This is a genomic window from Brevibacterium picturae (genome assembly GCF_030453725.1).
Classification (GTDB): Bacteria; Actinomycetota; Actinomycetes; order Actinomycetales; family Brevibacteriaceae; genus Brevibacterium; species Brevibacterium sandarakinum_A.
In genome coordinates this window covers 1-17,968 of sequence record NZ_JAKDJU010000001.1, presented here as the reverse complement: position 1 = coordinate 17,968, position 17,968 = coordinate 1, and the positions used below count along the sequence as shown (strand labels likewise).

The window sequence follows — 17,968 nt, the reverse complement described above, 5'->3', positions numbered from 1 at the left end:
CCATGTCGGATACGGTGCAGCCTCAGCCGATTGAGGCTCAGACCGAACATCGGTCGGGCGTTCGGCGACGGCTGACTCCGGTCGATTGGATCGGATTGGGCGTCCTCCTGCTGTTCCTCGTGGTGGGGCTGAGCTGGTCGAAGTGGATGCCCTATTGGGGCAAAGCCTGGACGCTGAGCCAGACCTCCGTCTGGGACGGCAGTCCGCTCTTCGAAGCTGCGGGGGAGACGTTCTCCCTTGCCGGGGCGTGGGACTTCACCCTCGTGTACTTCACCGCTGTGTGGAAGGCGCTGCTCGTGGCGCTGGTGGTGGCTGCCGCCATCGATGCGCTGGTGCCGCGCGACTGGCTGCTGCGAGTGATGAATCGGCGGACCCATACCGGCCAGTCGCTCGTCGGTGCGACATTGTCGCTGCCATCCATGATGTGCACCTGCTGCGCGGCTCCGGTGGCTGCCGGTCTGCGCAGTTCCGGCGTCATGCGAAGTGCCGCCTTGGCCTACTGGGTGGGCAACCCGCTCCTCAATCCTGCTGTTCTGATCTTCCTCGGGCTCGTTCTGCCGTGGCAGTACGTGCTGACGCGCCTGGTCGTGGGCGTCCTCATCGCTGTCGGGGCCAGCGCGCTCATCGGCCGTTGGATCAAGGGCCGCGCCGAGGCGGTCCCCGCGCAGAGTTCCGGAGCGATCACAGTGTCGGCGCTTCCCGTGCGCTACCTGCGGTCGCTGTCGAAATTCACTCTCATCCTCGTGCCCGAGCACCTCGCCCTGGTCTTCGTCATCGGGCTCATCAGTCCCTGGTTGTCGGGTGTCTACGGGCTCGAAGCTCAGGTGGGTGCCATCGCTGTGCTCATCGCCGCTGTTGTGGGCACGCTCCTGGTGATCCCCACCGGTGGGGAGATCCCCATCATCATCGCGCTGCTCGGCGTCGGAGTGGGTGCGGGCATCACCGGAGCTCTGCTGATTGCGCTCCCGGCCCTGAGCATTCCGTCCATGGTCATGGTCGGAAAGTCACTCGGGTGGCGCACCACCTCGGCGATGGGCAGTGCCGTGGCGCTCGGCGGGGTACTCTCCGGGATCGTCCTCATGTTCGTGAGCTGAGGCTCCCGTTGACCGAGGCCAGACAGGTAGTCGCATTCAGGCCGTCAGCCGTCGCAGAGTCAGATACGAACCGGCGGCGAAGACTACGCAGAATCCCAGGGCCCACAGTGTCAGTCCTATGCACTGTGTCTCGAGGACCCACATCCAGACCTCGAGCCAGGCTCCGTTGAGGCTGATGAGTGCGGCACCGCCCAGCAGGACGAGGGCGATGACGAGCAGCGTGGTGATGAGGATGAGAGTTCCGAAGCGTTTGAGCACAATGGCGAACCAGAAGCCGAGGATGAACATGAGCATCGTGAGGACGAAGTAGGTCAGCCCCGCTGCGAACGGCCCACCCGCCCACACCCAGGGGAAGTAGGCGAAGTACCCGTTGATGCCATAGCCATGGGTGGCCTGTTCGATGAGCCCAAGGAGCACGAAGACGGTGGATATTGCCACGGCGCTGATGGTTGCTGCGGTCAGCGATCCGAGATAGAACTCGCGTCGAGTGAGGCTCATCGCCTGCGAGAAGTAGAAGGTCAGATTCATTGCCTGCGTTCCGACCACGGCGAAGTACCACAGAGGTGCCTGAGATCCACCGCTGTACATCGGTCCTTCGGCTCCGGAGGCGGAGATGATCCAATAGATCAGCAGCGTGATCAGCCAGACTCCGCAGAGCACGATGACGGGTACCCAGACGAAGGTCTGAGTGTTCATGAAATGGAGCCTGACGACACCGAGTATTCGACTCTTCGGTTGAGTCGAGGTCTGATTGCCGGGTGCTTCTGCTGTGGTGGTCATGACTGAAGACTCCTGACATCAGTGTCGGTGCTCGTACCGTCTTGTGAGGGGTCGGCACCTGCTTGAGTGGTGCGCACGATGAGCTGCTGGAGCGATACCGGAGTGAGGTCCAGATTGGCGTCCGCGATGAACTCACGATCGACGTCGGAGAGCTGACCGAGGATCGTCACCGACGACACACGTCCCAGCGCTTCACGGTGGATGACCTCTCTGCCGGCGACGAGACGTTGAACCGAATCAGCGTCTCCGACGATGTTGACCGCACGTGTGCGCGCCTCTTCCGTGGACTCATCCATGATGATCCGGCCGCGGTCGATGACGATGACATTCTCGAGCAGGTTTGCCACCTCATCAATGAGATGACTCGAGAGCACAATTGTTCGTGGGCACTGCGCATAGTCGGCGATGAGGTGGTCGTAGAACATCTGTCGAGCCACGGCGTCGAAGCCGAGATAAGGCTCATCGAAGAACGTGATTTCTGCCCGGGACGCCAGACCGATGATGACTCCGACTGCCGACTGCTGGCCTCGGGACAGCTTCTTGATCGCAGTCTTCATCGGAAGACGGAAGTCGTCGACGAGTTCCTCTGCGAATGATTGGTCCCAGCGGGGGAAGAAGAGGCGAGCGGTGGCGATTGCGTGCTTCGCGGTGGCGTCCTCAGGATATTTCTGGCTCTCCCGTACGAAGCACATGCGATTGAGAACGCGGGCATTCTCATAGGGGTGCTCACCGAAGACCTCAACTTCACCGCTGGTGGCGAAGCCCTGTGCTGTGAGGATCGACATCAGTGTCGTCTTGCCGGCACCGTTGCGGCCCAGAAGGCCGTAGATCGAGTCTTTTTCGATCGACAGGTTGATGTCCTCGAGCGCAGTTGTGTGCTTGTACTGCTTCGTGAGGTTGCGCACCTCGATGACAGAAGTCATCTTTCATCCCTTCGTGGCGGTTGTATCCATGGTGGGGGAAGCGCTGAGTTCAGCAGATCGTTCTGCGATGAGCGTGATGACGTCATCGTGGTCAAGTCCCAGCCGGCTCGCTTCGGAGAGGAGTGGCGCGATGAAGTTCTCGGAGAAGGCGGTCCTGTATTCGTTGATGAGCAATGTTCGGGCTCCTTCCTTCACGAACATTCCAATCCCGCGCCTCTTCTCCAGAACTCCCTTGGCCACGAGCTGGTTGACTCCCTTGGCCGCAGTCGCGGGGTTGATCGAGTAGAAGCTGGAGAGCTCGTTCGTCGATGGTGCTCGAGACATCTCCGGCAGGGTGCCATTGATGATCGAGTCTTCGACCTGCTCGGCGATCTGCGCGAACAGTGGCTTGGCTTCGTCGATCACATCAGCTCCATGTGTGTTGGTTAGTTACTCAACCAACTAACCATGGAAGCGAGAGTCGTGTCAAGAGATCATGTGAGGGACTTCCGCTGGAGTGGCTGCAGATTGCGCAGCTGGAGCAGCTACAGCTTGCGGCGACTCTGGCGGACGAGGTCGATGCAGAGCAGAAGCACCGCGATCCAGATGACGAAGAAGCCGACCCAGCGCGTGGTCGACATCATCTCTCCGAGAATGAACACGCCGGTGATGAACTGCATCGTCGGAGTGATGTACTGCAGCATGCCCACCCAGGACAGGGGGATCCTCCTGGCCGCCGCGCTGAAGAGGATCAGGGGAATCGCGGTTGCCGGACCAGTGACGAGGATGATGATGACGTGACTGGCCCCGAACCCGGTGAATGTGGACAGCCCCTGCGCTCCGAGGGCGAGGAGGAAGATGGCGCTGGGTACGGCCAGCACGGCGGACTCGACGGTCATTCCCTCCAGGGCACCGACTCGATTGCCCACCTTGTTCTTCACCAGTCCGTAGAGCCCGAAGGACAGGGCCACCGTGAATGAGAGGTACGGCATGCGGCCCAGGCCGACGCCGACGATGATGACGGCGAGCAGCCCGAACCCGGCGGCGGTCCACTGCAGGGGGCGCAGCTTCTCGCCGAGGAAGATGACACCCAGGCCGATGGAGATCAGGGGATTGAGGTAATAGCCCAGTGACACCTCGACGAGGTGGCCGGTTTCGACCCCATAGACGAACGCCGTCCAATTGATGGCGATGAGGACAGCGGCCAAGGCCAGCAGCCAGAACGTGCGACCGGAGCGGACGACCTGCCACGTGCGTTCGAAGCCTCCGGTGAAGGACAGGAGGATGACACAGAAGAGCAGCGACCAGATGACGCGATGCGACACGAGTTCGAGGGCTCCGGTCGGGGCGGCGGCAGCGAAGAGGAGTGGGATGAGACCCCACAGCAGGTAGGCGGAGAGGCCGTTGACCAGTCCGGATCTGCGAATGGCGTTCATGTCTGGGGTCGGATCTGGGCTCACATGCAGAGTCTAATGATGTCGCGGCTGGATTCCGCCCCGGTCTGACAGGTGGGATGGGAATGCGAGTTTCGTCACGTGTTTGTTAGGAGGTCCTTCATTGCCGATACAATTGGAGATGACTTACTAGAGAGGTGTGAGAATGACGCGTCCCTTCCGTGTGGCCATCATCGGTGCCGGTCCTGCCGGCATCTATGCGGCTGATCTGTTGACCAAGGCCGAGCGTGACTTCGAGATCAGCATCGATCTCTTCGAGCGGTTGCCGACTCCGTTCGGGTTGGTCCGTTATGGGGTGGCTCCGGATCATCCGCGGATCAAGGGCATCATCAACGCTTTGATCAAGGTCCTCGACCGGGGAGATATTCGTCTGTTCTCGAATGTCGAGTACGGTGCCGATATCAGCCTGGGGGAATTGACGGACCGCTATGATGCGGTGATCTTCTCCACCGGCTGCTTCATTGATGCTTCGTTGAGTCTTCCTGGTGTGGATCTGCCGGGGTCGTATGGTGCTGCGGACTTCGTCAATTGGTATGACTCGCATCCGGATGTGGGTCAGTCGTGGCCGTTGGATGCTGAGCAGGTTGCTGTCATCGGCAATGGGAATGTTGCTCTCGATGTGGCTCGTGTGTTGGCCAAGCAGCCCGATGATATGCACACGACCGAGATCCCTGATCATGTGTATGAGGGGTTGAAGGATTCGAAGGTCACGGATGTGCATGTGTTCGGCAGGCGTGGTCCGGCGCAGGCGAAGTTCACGCCTTTGGAGTTGCGTGAGCTTGGGCATGTCAAGGATGTTGACATTGTTGTCTATCCTGAGGACTTCGAGTTCGATGATGGGTCGTTGGCCGCGATCGAGTCGAGCAACCAGACCAAGCAGGTTGCGAAGACGTTGACCGATTTCACGATGCGTGAGCCGGTGGGGGCCAAGCGCCGTCTGCACCTGCACTTTCTGCATGCCCCGGTTGCCATCCTCGGTGAGGATCGAGTCACGGGTCTGCGTACTGAGCGTCAGGAGCTCGACGGTGCTGGCGGCGTTGTCGGGACTGGGACTTTCCACGATTGGGAGTTCGGTGCTGTGTATCGGGCCGTCGGCTATGCGGGGACTGCGTTGCCGCAGTTGCCCTTTGACTCGGGTAGGGGAGTCATTCCGAACCATGAGGGCCGGGTCGTCGATGCCGATGATCAGAAGGCTTCTGGCGAGGCTGACGTGGTTCAGGGTGTGTACGCGACCGGTTGGATCAAGCGTGGTCCTGTCGGACTCATCGGGCATACGAAGGGTGATGCCCTCGAGACGATCGGGCACATCCTCGATGACCGGGCCGCGGGTGTGCTGACCGAACCGGTGTATCCGGATGACAACGCGATTGTCGAATTGTTCGAGGCAAAGGGCGTCGATTACGTCGATTGGGAGGGTTACCACCGGGTGGAGACAGCCGAGAAGGCTCTCGGTGAGGCCGAGGGGCGTGAGCGTGTGAAGCTGGCGACGCGCGAGGGGATGCTCGCCGAGGCTCGCAGCCACCTCCAGACGGAAGTGGCCGGCCAGCCCGCATCGGGGCACTGACCTCAACTCAACGCCGAAATCTGCGAGCGCGTCACTGTATCGGTGGCGCGCTCGTGGTTTGATGGGTGCAGTGATGAGCCCTGCGGCAGAGGAGGTACGGTGAGCCCGGATTCGGCAATGAGAGAAGTGGTCTCGCAGGCTTATGCGCAACGGCGTGACGCCTGGGAATCTGCCGCAGTGCGGATCAAGCACTGGCTCAAGCAGCAGCAGAAGGGACTTCTCAAGGACAAAGACGTCTCCCGCCTGGACGTCGATGGGCATCGCATCAAGGATCCGGCCCGCACCTTGGCGAAGCTCGTCGAGAAGTCGGCCGATGATCCGCAGCTGCGGGTTTCGACTCCTCGCGACGTGGAGGATCACATCCGCGACATCGTCGGAGTGAAGGTGCTGTGCAAATCGCCGCGCGACCAGAAGATGATGTATGACTCTCTCAGGGATCCGCAGCAGCTCGGTGCCTTCGTCCTCATCGAGCAGAAGAACTACGTCGACCCGCCCAAGCCCAGCGGTTACCGGGCCTGCCACGTGACCCTGCAGATTCCCTCCGACCAGGGTGACCCGGTCTTCGCGGAGATCCAGGTCAAGACCAGGCTCCAGGACGCCTGGGGTGAGCTGACCCACGAGGACATGTACAAACCGGGGGCGGCGATGAAGCCCAGTGAGCTGCATGGTGAGTTCGCCCGCGCCATGGCCAACATGCTCGCGACGGTCGATGATATGGCCGATACCCTCGCGGTCGAGCTCTCTGCGCTGACGAATCCCGACCTGGACACCGATGTGCTCACCGCTACCGACGACACCATCGAGGTCAAGGTGAGGGCCACAGGTCCGAAGTACGCTCTGGCCGTCGACGGGGATGGCCGTCAGGGTCTCATTCCCGCCTTTGCCGTTCGCAAGCTCAGTGACTCCAAGGGCACGATCAAGGTCAACGACTTCGTCAGTGTTGATGACCGTCTGCGCGCCACCGTCGAAGAGGACTCGAAGGGTCTCTACTACATACCGGTGGCGCTGGCCTGAACGAGTCCGGAGCCTCTTGTGGATCGTCTGCTCCAGATCTCATTGTGGAGCAGCTGATCTATCATCGGAGAATGGACGTGAACACCCGTGGGCGACCTCCCGAATTCGATCGGGACGCGGCCGTGCTCGAGGCCGCGCGACTGTTCTGGCGTCGTGGCTACAGCGGAACCTCGACCCGGGATCTGACCTCGGCGATCGGCGTCTCGACTTCGAGTCTGTATTCGGCCTTCGGCAGCAAGGCAGGCGTGTTCGAGGAATCCGTTTCGTTCTACGTCCGGCGGTACACGGACATCTATGAGAAGGCGCTGGCGGCGCAGTCCATCGGAATTGCCATCGATGAGCTGCTGAGAGAACTGATCATCGAAATCACTCAGCCCGCCGACTCACACCCCGGTTGTCTCATCACCAGCGCAGCGATGGCCGCCAGCCCCGCGACGAGGAAGGCGCGCGGGGACGTGTCGACCATGCTGATGCGCAACGAGCGCCTTCTCCGGGCCCGGATCCGCCGAGCGATCGATGAGGGCGAGATCCTGGGCGGAACCGACGCCGAGGTCGTCACCGGTTTCGTGCAGACGATTTGGCAGGGCGTGTCCGCTCAATCGAACCGCGGCGTCGGGCGTGATGAACTGCTGCGCATCGCCGACTTCTCGCAGAGAGCGATGTGGTCGACGTATACGCGGTGAGCCCGCGGGCCGGGGCGTGAGCCCGGATGCTGCCTCGTGGCCCGCGGGAATCTGCAGCCGTCAGGCCGGCACATGCTCCGCGGCCAGCACAGCGTCTCGTGCGGCCACCAGATTGGCCAGGGCCCGCCTCACCTCGGCGTAGCCCCGGGTCTTCAGTCCGCAGTCGGGGTTGATCCACAGGCGATCGGCGCCGACATCGACCAATGCGGCCTCGATGAGCTCAGTGAGTTCCACGACCGTGGGCACGCGGGGCGAGTGGATGTCGTAGATTCCCGGCCCGATGCCGCGAGTGAAATCGAAGTCGGCGATATCGGCGAGCACCTCCATCCGTGATCGGGCCGCCTCGATGCTCGTGACATCGGCATCGAGTGCATTGATCGCCTCGATGATCTGGCCGAACTCCGAATAGCACAGGTGCGTGTGGATCTGCGTGCTCGGATCGACCTTGGCGTTGACCAACCGGAATGACCTCACGGACCACTCGAGGTAGTCGGGCCGATCATCGTCGCGCAGGGGGAGGAGCTCACGCAGCGCCGGTTCATCGACCTGAATGATTGAGATGCCGGCCGCCTCGAGATCGGCGACCTCATCGGCAAGGGCCAGGGCGATCTGATCGGCCGACTGGGCCAAAGGCACATCATCGCGGACGAAGGACCAGGCGAGGATCGTCACCGGCCCGGTGAGCATCCCCTTGACCGGACGCTGGGTCCGCGTGGCCGCATAGGTCGACCATTCGACGGTGAAGGCCTCGGGCCGTGAGACATCTCCGAAGAGGATCGGCGGACGGGTGCACCGGGAGCCATAGGACTGGACCCAGCCGTTGTCCGTGGTGGCGAATCCGTCGAGGTTCTCCGCGAAGTACTGGACCATGTCGTTGCGCTCAGGCTCTCCGTGGACGATGACGTCCAAGCCCAGTTCCTCCTGCAGCTCGACCACACGGTCGATCTCGACTCTCATCGCAGCAGAGTATTCCCCGGCATCGAGTCGGCCGCCGCGATGGTCCGCGCGGGCGCGGCGGACCTCGGCGGTCTGTGGGAACGAACCGATCGTCGTGGTCGGCAGACGGGGGACATCGAGTGACGATTGGGCGACGGCGCGGGTCGCGAAGTCGATGCGGAGGCCGTCGTCTCCGGACACGGCAGCGGTGCGGGCGGCCACCTCGGCGCTGTGGACTCGGGCGGATTCCGTGCGAGTGCGCTTCGCACGATCGGCACGGGCGAAGGCCTCCGCACAGGACTCTGCGCCTTTCTCCAGAGCGGTTGCCAGGGCGGCCACCTCGGTGACCTTCTCCTCGGCGAAGGACAGCCAGGAGGCGACGTCGACAGGCAGACTCGTTTCGCCGGACACGGTGTGGGGAACGTGGAGCAGCGAGGTCGAGGTAGAGGCGCTGAGAGAGTCGCGACCGAAATCGCCTAAGACGGCCAAGCTGGAGCGCAGGTCATCGGCCCAGACGTTGCGTCCGTCGATGACACCGGCGACGAGGTGGACCGGGGCGGGGACCTCGGCGGCGATGCGGTCCACATAACTGGGATCGATCGCACGGGTGGCTGCGGAGACATCCACGCCGAGTGCATCGATGCCCGAATGCGCCAGCGCGGGCAGCCCTGCGCGCAGGCTCCCGTACGGAGCCGTGACCAGGATCTGCGGGTGGGTGCTCGCCCCGGCCAGGGAGGTGTAAACGCGGGAGGCCGCCTCGGCGAGCTGCTCATCGGTGTGCTCGGTGAAGTCGGTGACGAGCGCCGGTTCGTCCAGCTGGACCCAGTCGACGCCGGCCGCGGCGAGGATGCTGATGACGTCGCGGTAGACGGCCGTGAGCTCGTCGAGACGTGCGAACGCCGAGGTGGTCGTGCCGGGAGCGGTCTTCGCCAAGGCCAGCAGGGTGACGGGGCCGACGAGGACGGGCCGGATAGTGTGACCGGCGGCGCGGGCCTCCGACACGAGGGAGAGCAGATGTTGGGGGTGGGCCCTGAACCGGGTGGAATCCTCGATCTCGGGCACCAGATAGTGGTAGTTGGTGTCGAACCATTTGGTCATCTCCAGCGGTGGCCGCTGTGCTGTGCCCCGTGCCAGAGCGAAGTATTCGTCGAGATCGAAGTCGGTGCCGGCCGTCTCTGAGCCGATGAGCCCGACGGTCAGGGCGGTGTCGAGGACATGGTCGTAGTGGCTGTAGGAAGCGGGGATCGAATAGTCCTCGTCCAGGCCCAGCTCCCGCAGGCGGTGGTAGGTGCTCAGCCGCAGGGTGTGTGCGGACTGGGCGAAGACCTCGGCGTCGATGCGGCCTGCCCAGAAGCTCTCGAGAGCCTTCTTCTGCTCGCGTTTCGGGCCGATGCGCGGGTATCCGGTGATGGTGGCCGTGGGAAATGTGCTGGTCATGTCAGTGTCTCCTTCTGTTCTGCGGTTGTTGGAATCGGTGAGGGCGGCCACCGCCGAGGTGGTGGTGACGGTTGGAATGACGTGAGACTGACCCCTGCTGCGTCGAGCGCGGAGAGGAGGTCCTGGGTCGTGGCCGGATCGTTGAACGTGTAGAAGTGCAGGCCGTGTGCCCCCTGCTCAAGCAGTGCGGCAGTGTGCTCGGCCGTGATCTCGAGGCCGATCCTGCGCGCGCTCGCCTCGTCGTGGGCCCGATCGAAGCGGGCGAGGAGAGGATCCGGGACAGGGAGACCGGAGAGTCTGCCCATCGTGTGCAGGCGTCTGAGGTCGGTGATGGGCAGGATGCCGGGGATGATCGGGATCGTGATCCCGGCATGCTCGGCCCGCATGCACAGTTGCGCATAGGCAAAGGGGTCGAAGAAGAGCTGGGTGATGGCGAAGTCGGCACCGTTGCGCTGTTTGGCCGCCAGGACGTCGAGATCTTCCTCGGTGCCGGTGGATTCGGGATGCCCCGAGGGGTAGGCGGCGACGCCGACCCCCAGACGGCCGGCGGCCAGGCACGCCACGTTGTCGCGCTCGACTTGTCGCAGGAGACGCACGAGGGCATCGGCGTGGGGCAGGTGGTCGGCCGGGACGGTGGAGACCCCGGTGGGGAAGTCTCCGCGGAGGGCGAGGAAACCGCGCACGCCGACGTTCAGCAGGTGGTCGATCCAGTCCAGCAGTTCGGCTTCCGTGCCGGCGGTGCATGCCAGATGGGCCAGTGGGCGCAGAGAAGTGCGAGCGGTGACGTGCTCGATGAAGTCGGCGGTGCCCTCCAGCCAGTTGCTCTTCGCGGAGGAGGTCACGGCGAGGTAGTCCGGATTCAGCGAGTCCAGAAAGCGCAGGAGCTCGGGCATCCTGGCGGTCTGCTTCGCCGACCGCGGGGGAATGACCTCGAAGGACAGGGCGCGGCGCAGTCGATGGGATGCTGCCGGTTGCGGATCGTCGAATGTCTGCGGGGCGGAAGCGGAGACCCTGGGCGCGGTCGTGGCTGGGGAGAAGGTGGTGGACATGCCGCCATCCTGCCGCCCGGCTCAGTGAAGTGCGCGTCGGGAAGAACGATCTGCGACGCAGTCCGTCATCAACACGTCAGAGAACGACCGAGCCGGTCAAGGGGGGACTTGTTGCGTCATGTTGTCTGAAGTGATGCCGTCGTGGGGTATGGGGAGGGGAGCGCCGGCCCGAGTCGCAGCGGGGACTCAGCGGTAGTTGATGAACTGCAGGTCAAGATCGAGGTCCTTGCCCTTGAGCAGGGAGATGACTTCCTGGAGGTCATCGCGCTTCTTCGAGCTCACGCGCAGCTCGTCGCCCTGGATCTGGGACTTGACGCCCTTGGGGCCCTCGTCGCGGATGAACTTCGAGATCTTCTTCGCGTTCTCCTTGTCGATGCCCTCCTTGAGGGTGGCATCGATGCGGTGCTCCTTGCCCGAGGGGTAGGCCTCACCGTCCTCGAGTGACTTCAGGGAGATGCCGCGCTTGACCAGTTTGGATTGGAACACGTCGAGGATCGCCTTGACACGGTCCTCGCTGACGGCCTTCATCTGGATGGCCTCTCCGGTCCAGGCGATCGAGGCGTCGGTGCCGCGAAAGTCGTAGCGGGAGTTGATCTCTTTGGCCGCCTGATTGAGTGCGTTGTCGGCTTCCTGCCGGTCGACCTTGCTGACGACGTCGAACGAGGATTCGCTGGCCATGAATGCTCCTTTTGTGGTGAGAGGACGGACGACTATCTGATCACAGAGTCTAGTCGAGTCCCGCAATTGTGACCTGGGTCTATCGAGTTGGTGAAACCGGGCGGGTGCTTGTAGTATTTTCAAGTGCTCATCGAGCACACACTGCGGCAGATTGCCCGAGCGGCCAAAGGGAGCTGACTGTAAATCAGCCGGCATTGCCTTCGAAGGTTCGAATCCTTCATCTGCCACGCAGACGGGAGAAGCCCTGTGATCATCACCTGATCACAGGGCTTCTTCGCATTCACCTCCATTGCGCTGATCCGCGCCAGCGTGTAGAAAAGTGCGCAGGACAGTGCAACGGAGGCCCCCGATGAATGAGGAAGACGCTCCTCGCCGCATGAACTCACTCGAGGATCGCAATGCGATCGTCGAATCCGCACTCGAGGCCGCCATCAGACGCGGCGACTTCGATGATCTCCCCGGCCTGGGCAAGCCCCTGACCGGTCTCCACAACTCCGAGGATCCCGACTGGTGGATCAAGGCGAAGATGGATGGTGAGGGCATCAGCGGCGTCGCTCCCGCCGCGTTTCAGCTGCGTAAGGAGAACGCTGTCCTCGAGGACACCCTCGACGCGTTTGCGAACGAAGCCGATGTCCGCGACTATCTCGCCGGGTTCAACAGTCGAGTCCGCGACGCGGTCATGGACCTGCGTGAGGGTCCACCCGTTTTCACCCCACCGCGGAAGATCGAGGACGAGGTCGCCGCCTGGCGCGAGCGCCGGGTCGCTCGTCGCGAAACGACGAACCCGACCCCGACGGAAGGTCCGGGCAGACCGCCTCGGCGGTGGTGGCACTAGAGCTCTGCGCGCAGCCGTTCGAGGGCCAGGTGCGCCAGCAGCGCGGCCTGATCTCCCAGCACGGTGTCATCGAAAATGACGAAGGGAGAATGGTTGTCACCCTGTTCGTCCTCGGGCACGTCCGTGCGTTTGGCGCCGAGCATCATGTAGGTGCCCGGAACCTCCTGCAGGACGAAGGAGAAATCCTCGCTGGGCATGATCGGCTGGTCCGCGACCTCCACCCGGTCCGCGCCCAGCAGGCCGCGGACCTGGTCAAGGGTCCATGCGGTCTCGGTCTCGTCGTTGACGGTCACGGGATACTGCACCTCGAAGTCCACCTCGGCGGTGCATCCGTGAGCTTCGGCGATACCTCTGGCCAGCTGCTTCGATTGGGTGCGCACGATGTCCGATGACTCCTGTGACAGCGTGCGCACGGTGGCACCGAGGCTCGCCGAGGCGGGGATGACGTTGACCGCCTCACCTGCCTTCAGCTGTGTCACGGACAAGGCGATCGGGTCGAAGGCGTTGATGCGACGGCTGACCATGTTCTGCAGGGCGGTGACGACTTCGGCCAGGGCTGGGACCGGGTCGATTGCCGACTGCGGCTGGGACCCGTGGCCCCCGCGTCCGTGGAGGGTGATGCGGAGGACATTGGAACCTGCCTGCAGAGTCCCGGGCTTCGTGGTCACGACGCCTCTGGGCCCCATGTGGACGTGGGCTCCGAAGGCGGCGATCGCCCGGGAGCCTGCCGCGTCGAGCACGCCTTCGTCGATCATCACCGATGCCCCGTTGCAGCCCTCCTCGCCGGGCTGGAACATGAAGACGACGTCACCGGCGAGCAACTCCCGATGCGCGTGCAGAAGCTTTGCGGCACCGACGAGACCTGCGGTGTGCAGGTCGTGCCCACAGGAATGCATGTTCCCGTTCGTCGACTTGAACGGTTCGTCGGTGAGCTCCTCGATGGGAAGCGCGTCCATGTCCCCACGCAGGAGGACGGATGGAGCATCTGCGGATCGGTCCGGATGTGTGCCCCGGAGGACCGCCACCACCGAGGTGGTCCCGACTCCCGTGCTCACCTCCAGGTCGAGGCCCTCCAGAGCGGTGAGAACCTCGGACTGCGTGTGCGGGAGGTCGAGGCCGACCTCGGGACGGGAATGGAGGCGGCGACGCAGATCCTGCAGCTGGGGCAGGAGGTCAGCCGCCTCGGCGAGGAGGGCGCTCACAGCATGCCGACGAGGACGCTGGCGATGATGACCGAGCCGGAGCTGACCGAAGTGAAGCCGCCGACGAGCATCGGCGGCAGCATGACATCGAGGAGAGCTTCCTTCTCATCGTCATCGCGGGCGAGGGAGCGAGCGACCTCATTGGTCAGCAGGTAGTCGGCGGGGAATCCGTACATAGCGGTCAGGGCCACAGACATGCCCAGCGGGGCCTTCCACCGCAGCAGCTTCGTGGCGATGAAGCCACCGCCGAGGATGCCGACGATGCCGATGACGAGAATCGAGATGGTAGGCAGGAACGCATCGATGACGTCCTGGACCGAGGCCGTGACCAGCGGGGCCATGACGATCGCGATCACACCGGACATGGCGATGCCGAAGGAGTTCGACCGCTCCATCGCCTTGTCGGGTGAAAGTCCGAGCCAGGTGGCGATGATGCCGAGAATGAGGGCGAGGATCGAGGATGGGATATGGGTCGGGACGGCCAGCAGCGTGGCGACCGAACCGCCGACGAGGATGAGGAAGAGCATGAACAGCTGATTGTCGACGAGGAAGGCCGGCAGGGTCACCAACTTCTTCTTCGTCGCGGCGTCCTCTTCCTCCGCGTGGTGGGCCGCGGCGAGTTCGTGGAGTTCGCCGCTGTCGCGCAGCTTTCTCGCGTAGCGGCGGAGCAGGAAGTTCGTCAGCGGCATCGACGGCAGCGACTGCAGCATGAGCACGAGAGCCGGGAGGACGATGATCGCCGAGGCGGCTCCGGATGCGGTCAGGCCCTCGGTCGTGAGGCTGGTGGCGACGATGCCGCCGGCCAGTGGGCCGGAGCCGGCGATGGAGGTTTCGAACCCGAAGGTGGGCGCGATGATGAGGAAGATGAGTCCGACTGCGACAGCCATTCCGGTCAGCGCGATGACGACCGAGCGCCACTGCTTGAGCATCACCCGCAGCGGAATGAGCGTACCCATGTGGAAGAGCAGGGGTGCGACGAGGATGGTATAGACCTGGACGAGCATCGAGTCATCGATGATGGTGTCCGGGACGATGCCGAGCTTCGCGAAGATGAAGATGCTCAGCATCGCCACGAGCAGACTGGGGATCCGGGCCTTGGACCAGATCGAGACCAATTCGCCGAGGGCGATGAAGCCGAGCACGATCGCGGCAGCATAGATGGCTTCCATAGCGATCCTTTCAACGGTGGTGAGCACTGTGGGCGAGGTCGTCAGTCATACCCTCGACGGCGACGATATGAAGCACCTCACAGAGAGTACGTTATTGCCTGTCTTCGCATTGCGCCTATGCCTTTCTCAACATTCAAGATATTGAAGATGATTCAGGTCAAGGCCCACTGTTCTGTGTCCGGAGATCTGTGCGGAGACGGAATGCATTCGGATTGAGGCGAGGGCCAAGGCAGGGCATAGTCTGGGCGTATGAGTTTTCTGCAGTTCCTGCACGAACGAGGCGTCCCCGAGCGACCCGGTTCGGCGAAGCGCCCCTTGGTGATCGCTCACCGCGGCTATTCCGCAGTGGCGCCGGAGAACAGCCTCGCCGCGGTGGACGCCGCCCGTGCTCTCGACGTCGACTTCATCGAAGTCGACACCTCGACAAGCGCCGATGGGGTTCCGATCATCCTCCATGACCCGGACCTCGATCGGACCACGAACCGGAAGGGACCGGTGGCCAATCTGACGGCCGAAGAGCTCTCCTTCGTCGACGCGGGATCCTGGATGGGGCCGGGATTCACTGGTGTGCGGATTCCCACGCTGGCGGCCGTGATGCGAGACATCGAGCACCGAGGCGGCGAGCTCCTGCTCGAGCTCAAGGGGGAGTGGTCCTCCGGCGCAGTAGCTCAGATCTCCGAACTCGTCGTCGGAACGGGCACCGCTGACAGGATGGTCGTACAGTCATTCAACACTGAGACGCTGGCCGCCTGCAGAGACATGATGCCGATGGTCTCGCGGTTTCTTCTGCGCATGGTCCCACGTCCGGAAGACATCGAGATCGCGCGAGCGCTGGGTGCGGTCGCGATCAATCCCTCCTTCAAAGGCTTCTCCATGCGCAGATCCATCGTCACCGAGATCCGCGACAACGACCTGGGTGTCTTCGTCTGGACGGCCGATTCCATGGACGAATGGCGCGAGCTCCTCGACGCCGAGGTCGATGGCATCATCACCAACCAGCCCGGTCGTCTGCAGGGCTTCCTGGCAGGTCGATTCGACCCGGTGAAGTGAACCTCTGCAGCCTGTGAGTGACGTCACTGAACCCCGATTTGCCCTCGTTGCGCGAACCCGTGTAAATTCTTACCTGTTGCCCCGATAGCTCAGTCGGTAGAGCATCTCCATGGTAAGGAGAAGGTCAAGGGTTCGAATCCCTTTCGGGGCTCTCGTGCCGCTTAAAATGCGGCGCTGGGGCGGGGTAGCTCAGCTGGTTAGAGCGCACGACTCATAATCGTGAGGTCGGGGGATCGAGTCCCCCTCCCGCTACCATTCGAAGAACCTCCATCCACTGGATGGGGGTTCTTCTCATTCACAATCTCGTTCCCCAGCAGTTGAGCCAGCGTGATGTCCATGTAGTTGGCGATCGCCAACAGTTCATCAATTCGGAATGGGATCTGACCCCTCAGCCGATTAGAGACATTCTTTTGCGCGAAGCCTAGGAGCTGCGCAACGTCTGCCTGCTTCAACTGTTTCCGAACCATCCAGGCCCGCACCTCGAGCCCAATGCGCTCGTTTTCAGAAACTGCAGTTTGTTCCTCGCTCTGTATCGTCATGGTCCTACTGTATACGCTCAGCATCTGGCGGTAAACCACTGCGCGTATGCGAAACGTCGAAAACGTAGTTCGGGTCCTTGCAGGCGTATACGGTCACAGTATACGGTGAGAGTATGAGGTATTCGAAGCAAGTTAGGGCCAACGTGATGGCCGAGATGGGGAGGCGCGAACTGCGCCAGCTGGATGTAGCCGAGATTCTGGAAATCTCCCAGAACAACATTTCCAAACGCCTACACGGTGCCGTGGATTGGAAACTCGGTGAGTTGCTGAAATTGGCCAAAGCCTGGGATATCCCGTTGGCGACGCTTCTAGATGGGGCCGAAGAGGACCCGTTTGCACCAAACGGTGATGCTAAGGCGGTGAAAGCCTCATGAGCACGGAACTCGTCAGCACTTTTTCTGAGGCGGAAGCTCGAGAGTTTACAGAGGAGATCAAGGCCGACTACGGATCGCTACAGACCAAGATCGTTACCGCTTGGAAGGGAAGAATTTGGCTGGCACTCGGGTACGAGTCGTGGCAGGACTACCTCGATGAGGAATTTCGAGATGTGAGTTTGCGGCCACCGCGCGAGCTGGAAGAGCAAGTGATCGGTGAGCTTAGAGCAGCAGGAATGTCAACCAGAGGCATCGCGTCAGCGGTTGATATGGCCCCTCGTACCGTGGCACGGCGGGTGGAGAACTCAACTGTGCCAAATGGCACAGTTGACGATGACTCTCGGGTGATCGGCTTGGACGGGAAAGCTCGTCCCGCGGCAATGCCGAAACCAGCACCTGAATCTCCATCGGACGAGCACATCGTTGATGCTGAAGTTATCGACGAAGACGAGACGGAAGACTTCGGTCTCGCTTCTACGTCTGGTCTCGAACCCGCCTCCGTGGATCTCACTGAGTCGAGCAACACTCCTGGCCGCGAGCATGTCGTGCGTGCGATCCGGGAACTCCACTACGGAGCAGCGGCACCCCTGCCGATGGTGAAGAAACAGTCAAAGCTCCTCGAAGTTGCGTTCAGCGGGGGAGTGTCCGACCTCGCGACTCTCGAAGCCGACAAGGTTGAAGATCTTGGCCGGGATGTCGCCGATGCCCTCGGCGTCCTCTCCGATCTGCTCTCCGCTATGGCAACCCAGCCGGCACCCACGTTCCAGGCCGCGCTGACCCACTCGGACACAGTCGGGTCTATCAAGAAGACCATGACGAACCTCCAAGTCATCGACCGGGGCCGGGGATGACCCCGTCGTCGGAGACCAAGTGGTGAAGATCCCTGAAATCGAACCGTTCGTGATGAAGCAGATCACGACCACGAAGACCAAGTGATTGGAAGACCCATGAAGACCACATCCGTGAAAAGGCCGATCGTTCTTCTGGCAACAGTGATCCTGACCGCCGCATTGGCGGGATGCCAGCCCACCAAGGTCGAGGACGCTCCCGAAGACGAATCTAACGAGACTAACGACCCCTCGGTTGTTGATGAACGAGGCGACGGGCAAGGACTGCACGAAGAACCCATCGTCCTCGAAGACGGGCGGACGATCACCTGCGTCGTCTACGACGGTGACAACGGGCAAGGCGGAGGGACTGATGCAGGG

18 protein-coding genes, 3 tRNA genes and 1 pseudogene are annotated in these 17,968 nt (G+C 62.5%); 12 read left to right on the top strand and 10 right to left on the bottom strand.

Annotation, left to right across the window (positions count from 1 at the left end; translation table 11 throughout):
• Positions 1 to 2 precede the first annotated feature (2 nt).
• Complete coding sequence (locus L0G76_RS00105) at positions 3 to 1,094, top strand: permease (RefSeq protein ID WP_304355407.1); 1,092 nt, start codon at positions 3 to 5, stop codon at positions 1,092 to 1,094.
• A 36-nt stretch (positions 1,095 to 1,130) separates the two neighbouring features.
• Here L0G76_RS00105 and L0G76_RS00100 read toward each other — a convergent pair whose 3' ends face one another.
• The 4 genes from L0G76_RS00100 to rarD form a co-directional block, all read right to left on the bottom strand.
• Positions 1,131 to 1,790, bottom strand: coding sequence for a hypothetical protein (locus tag L0G76_RS00100; protein WP_304355406.1), 660 nt, complete (start codon positions 1,788 to 1,790; stop codon positions 1,131 to 1,133).
• 80 nt (positions 1,791 to 1,870) lie between these two features.
• Positions 1,871 to 2,797 carry an ABC transporter ATP-binding protein gene (locus tag L0G76_RS00095; RefSeq protein ID WP_304355405.1) on the bottom strand — a complete coding sequence of 309 codons (927 nt, stop codon included), beginning with the start codon at positions 2,795 to 2,797 and terminating at the stop codon, positions 1,871 to 1,873.
• Positions 2,798 to 2,800: 3 nt separating this feature from the next.
• Positions 2,801 to 3,202, bottom strand: a complete 402-nt coding sequence (locus L0G76_RS00090; protein ID WP_304355404.1) for a GntR family transcriptional regulator — start codon at positions 3,200 to 3,202, stop codon at positions 2,801 to 2,803.
• A gap of 119 nt (positions 3,203 to 3,321) precedes the next feature.
• Positions 3,322 to 4,236, bottom strand: coding sequence for an EamA family transporter RarD (gene rarD / locus L0G76_RS00085; protein ID WP_304355403.1), 915 nt, complete (start codon positions 4,234 to 4,236; stop codon positions 3,322 to 3,324).
• A 139-nt stretch (positions 4,237 to 4,375) separates the two neighbouring features.
• On the opposite strand from rarD, the gene L0G76_RS00080 reads away from it, so the two are divergent.
• The 3 genes from L0G76_RS00080 to L0G76_RS00070 all read left to right on the top strand — a co-directional run bounded on the left by L0G76_RS00080 (position 4,376) and on the right by L0G76_RS00070 (position 7,491).
• Positions 4,376 to 5,794, top strand: a complete 1,419-nt coding sequence (locus L0G76_RS00080) for an FAD-dependent oxidoreductase (protein ID WP_304355402.1) — start codon at positions 4,376 to 4,378, stop codon at positions 5,792 to 5,794.
• Between the two features lie 117 nt (positions 5,795 to 5,911).
• Positions 5,912 to 6,808, top strand: a complete 897-nt coding sequence (locus tag L0G76_RS00075) for a GTP pyrophosphokinase (RefSeq protein WP_304355401.1) — start codon at positions 5,912 to 5,914, stop codon at positions 6,806 to 6,808.
• A gap of 71 nt (positions 6,809 to 6,879) precedes the next feature.
• Complete coding sequence (locus L0G76_RS00070; protein ID WP_304355400.1) at positions 6,880 to 7,491, top strand: TetR/AcrR family transcriptional regulator; 612 nt, start codon at positions 6,880 to 6,882, stop codon at positions 7,489 to 7,491.
• A 60-nt stretch (positions 7,492 to 7,551) separates the two neighbouring features.
• On the opposite strand, the gene metE is transcribed toward L0G76_RS00070, so the two are convergent.
• The 3 genes from metE to L0G76_RS00055 form a co-directional block, all read right to left on the bottom strand.
• The gene (gene metE / locus L0G76_RS00065) at positions 7,552 to 9,864 is read right to left on the bottom strand and encodes a 5-methyltetrahydropteroyltriglutamate--homocysteine S-methyltransferase (protein ID WP_304355399.1); all 2,313 of its coding nucleotides are present in this window, start codon (positions 9,862 to 9,864) and stop codon (positions 7,552 to 7,554) included.
• Positions 9,861 to 10,913 (bottom strand): methylenetetrahydrofolate reductase, encoded by a 1,053-nt coding sequence (locus L0G76_RS00060; RefSeq protein ID WP_304355398.1) that lies wholly within the window; start codon positions 10,911 to 10,913, stop codon positions 9,861 to 9,863. The genes metE and L0G76_RS00060 overlap by 4 nt, the downstream gene beginning before the upstream one ends.
• 186 nt (positions 10,914 to 11,099) lie before the next feature.
• The gene (locus tag L0G76_RS00055) at positions 11,100 to 11,591 is read right to left on the bottom strand and encodes a YajQ family cyclic di-GMP-binding protein (RefSeq protein ID WP_304355397.1); all 492 of its coding nucleotides are present in this window, start codon (positions 11,589 to 11,591) and stop codon (positions 11,100 to 11,102) included.
• Between the two features lie 145 nt (positions 11,592 to 11,736).
• Here L0G76_RS00055 and L0G76_RS00050 point away from each other — a divergent pair.
• Positions 11,737 to 11,818 (top strand) — tRNA-Tyr (locus L0G76_RS00050).
• Positions 11,819 to 11,940: 122 nt separating this feature from the next.
• The gene (locus tag L0G76_RS00045) at positions 11,941 to 12,426 is read left to right on the top strand and encodes a DnaJ family domain-containing protein (protein ID WP_304355396.1); all 486 of its coding nucleotides are present in this window, start codon (positions 11,941 to 11,943) and stop codon (positions 12,424 to 12,426) included.
• On the opposite strand, the gene L0G76_RS00040 is transcribed toward L0G76_RS00045, so the two are convergent.
• Positions 12,423 to 13,628, bottom strand: a complete 1,206-nt coding sequence (locus tag L0G76_RS00040) for a M20 metallopeptidase family protein (RefSeq protein WP_304355395.1) — start codon at positions 13,626 to 13,628, stop codon at positions 12,423 to 12,425. The two genes, L0G76_RS00045 and L0G76_RS00040, sit on opposite strands and share 4 nt — an antisense overlap.
• The gene (locus tag L0G76_RS00035) at positions 13,625 to 14,797 is read right to left on the bottom strand and encodes a hypothetical protein (RefSeq protein WP_304355394.1); all 1,173 of its coding nucleotides are present in this window, start codon (positions 14,795 to 14,797) and stop codon (positions 13,625 to 13,627) included. The genes L0G76_RS00040 and L0G76_RS00035 overlap by 4 nt, the downstream gene beginning before the upstream one ends.
• A gap of 249 nt (positions 14,798 to 15,046) precedes the next feature.
• On the opposite strand from L0G76_RS00035, the gene L0G76_RS00030 reads away from it, so the two are divergent.
• The 3 genes from L0G76_RS00030 to L0G76_RS00020 all read left to right on the top strand — a co-directional run bounded on the left by L0G76_RS00030 (position 15,047) and on the right by L0G76_RS00020 (position 16,102).
• A complete protein-coding gene (locus L0G76_RS00030) occupies positions 15,047 to 15,847 on the top strand; it encodes a glycerophosphodiester phosphodiesterase (protein WP_304355393.1) in 801 nt (266 codons plus the stop codon).
• 78 nt (positions 15,848 to 15,925) lie between these two features.
• Positions 15,926 to 15,998, top strand: a tRNA-Thr gene (locus tag L0G76_RS00025).
• A gap of 27 nt (positions 15,999 to 16,025) precedes the next feature.
• Positions 16,026 to 16,102 (top strand) — tRNA-Met (locus L0G76_RS00020).
• Between the two features lie 47 nt (positions 16,103 to 16,149).
• On the opposite strand, the pseudogene L0G76_RS16230 reads toward L0G76_RS00020, so the two are convergent.
• A pseudogene (locus L0G76_RS16230) lies at positions 16,150 to 16,314 on the bottom strand (helix-turn-helix domain-containing protein); the annotation flags it as partial.
• 185 nt (positions 16,315 to 16,499) lie between these two features.
• Between L0G76_RS16230 and L0G76_RS00015 the strand changes: the two are divergent.
• The 3 genes from L0G76_RS00015 to L0G76_RS00005 form a co-directional block, all read left to right on the top strand.
• Positions 16,500 to 16,760 carry a helix-turn-helix domain-containing protein gene (locus L0G76_RS00015; protein ID WP_096158417.1) on the top strand — a complete coding sequence of 87 codons (261 nt, stop codon included), beginning with the start codon at positions 16,500 to 16,502 and terminating at the stop codon, positions 16,758 to 16,760.
• Positions 16,757 to 17,611 (top strand): hypothetical protein, encoded by an 855-nt coding sequence (locus tag L0G76_RS00010; protein WP_127364047.1) that lies wholly within the window; start codon positions 16,757 to 16,759, stop codon positions 17,609 to 17,611. The genes L0G76_RS00015 and L0G76_RS00010 overlap by 4 nt, the downstream gene beginning before the upstream one ends.
• A 96-nt stretch (positions 17,612 to 17,707) precedes the next feature.
• Positions 17,708 to 17,968, top strand: a 261-nt coding sequence (locus tag L0G76_RS00005; protein ID WP_304355392.1) for a hypothetical protein, incomplete at its 3' end; no start/stop codon positions are given.

Excerpts from the sequence above, each read along its gene's own strand:
- L0G76_RS00105 (WP_304355407.1), top strand. The coding sequence starts at position 3 with ATGTCGGATACGGTGCAGCCTCAGCCGATTGAGGCTCAGACCGAACAT.
- L0G76_RS00100 (WP_304355406.1), bottom strand. The coding sequence starts at position 1,790 with ATGAACACTCAGACCTTCGTCTGGGTACCCGTCATCGTGCTCTGCGGA.
- L0G76_RS00095 (WP_304355405.1), bottom strand. The coding sequence starts at position 2,797 with ATGACTTCTGTCATCGAGGTGCGCAACCTCACGAAGCAGTACAAGCAC.
- L0G76_RS00080 (WP_304355402.1), top strand. The coding sequence starts at position 4,376 with ATGACGCGTCCCTTCCGTGTGGCCATCATCGGTGCCGGTCCTGCCGGC.
- L0G76_RS00075 (WP_304355401.1), top strand. The coding sequence starts at position 5,912 with ATGAGAGAAGTGGTCTCGCAGGCTTATGCGCAACGGCGTGACGCCTGG.
- L0G76_RS00070 (WP_304355400.1), top strand. The coding sequence starts at position 6,880 with ATGGACGTGAACACCCGTGGGCGACCTCCCGAATTCGATCGGGACGCG.
- metE (WP_304355399.1), bottom strand. The coding sequence starts at position 9,864 with ATGACCAGCACATTTCCCACGGCCACCATCACCGGATACCCGCGCATC.
- L0G76_RS00060 (WP_304355398.1), bottom strand. The coding sequence starts at position 10,913 with ATGTCCACCACCTTCTCCCCAGCCACGACCGCGCCCAGGGTCTCCGCT.
- L0G76_RS00055 (WP_304355397.1), bottom strand. The coding sequence starts at position 11,591 with ATGGCCAGCGAATCCTCGTTCGACGTCGTCAGCAAGGTCGACCGGCAG.
- L0G76_RS00045 (WP_304355396.1), top strand. The coding sequence starts at position 11,941 with ATGAATGAGGAAGACGCTCCTCGCCGCATGAACTCACTCGAGGATCGC.
- L0G76_RS00035 (WP_304355394.1), bottom strand. The coding sequence starts at position 14,797 with ATGGAAGCCATCTATGCTGCCGCGATCGTGCTCGGCTTCATCGCCCTC.
- L0G76_RS00030 (WP_304355393.1), top strand. The coding sequence starts at position 15,047 with ATGAGTTTTCTGCAGTTCCTGCACGAACGAGGCGTCCCCGAGCGACCC.
- L0G76_RS00015 (WP_096158417.1), top strand. The coding sequence starts at position 16,500 with ATGAGGTATTCGAAGCAAGTTAGGGCCAACGTGATGGCCGAGATGGGG.
- L0G76_RS00010 (WP_127364047.1), top strand. The coding sequence starts at position 16,757 with ATGAGCACGGAACTCGTCAGCACTTTTTCTGAGGCGGAAGCTCGAGAG.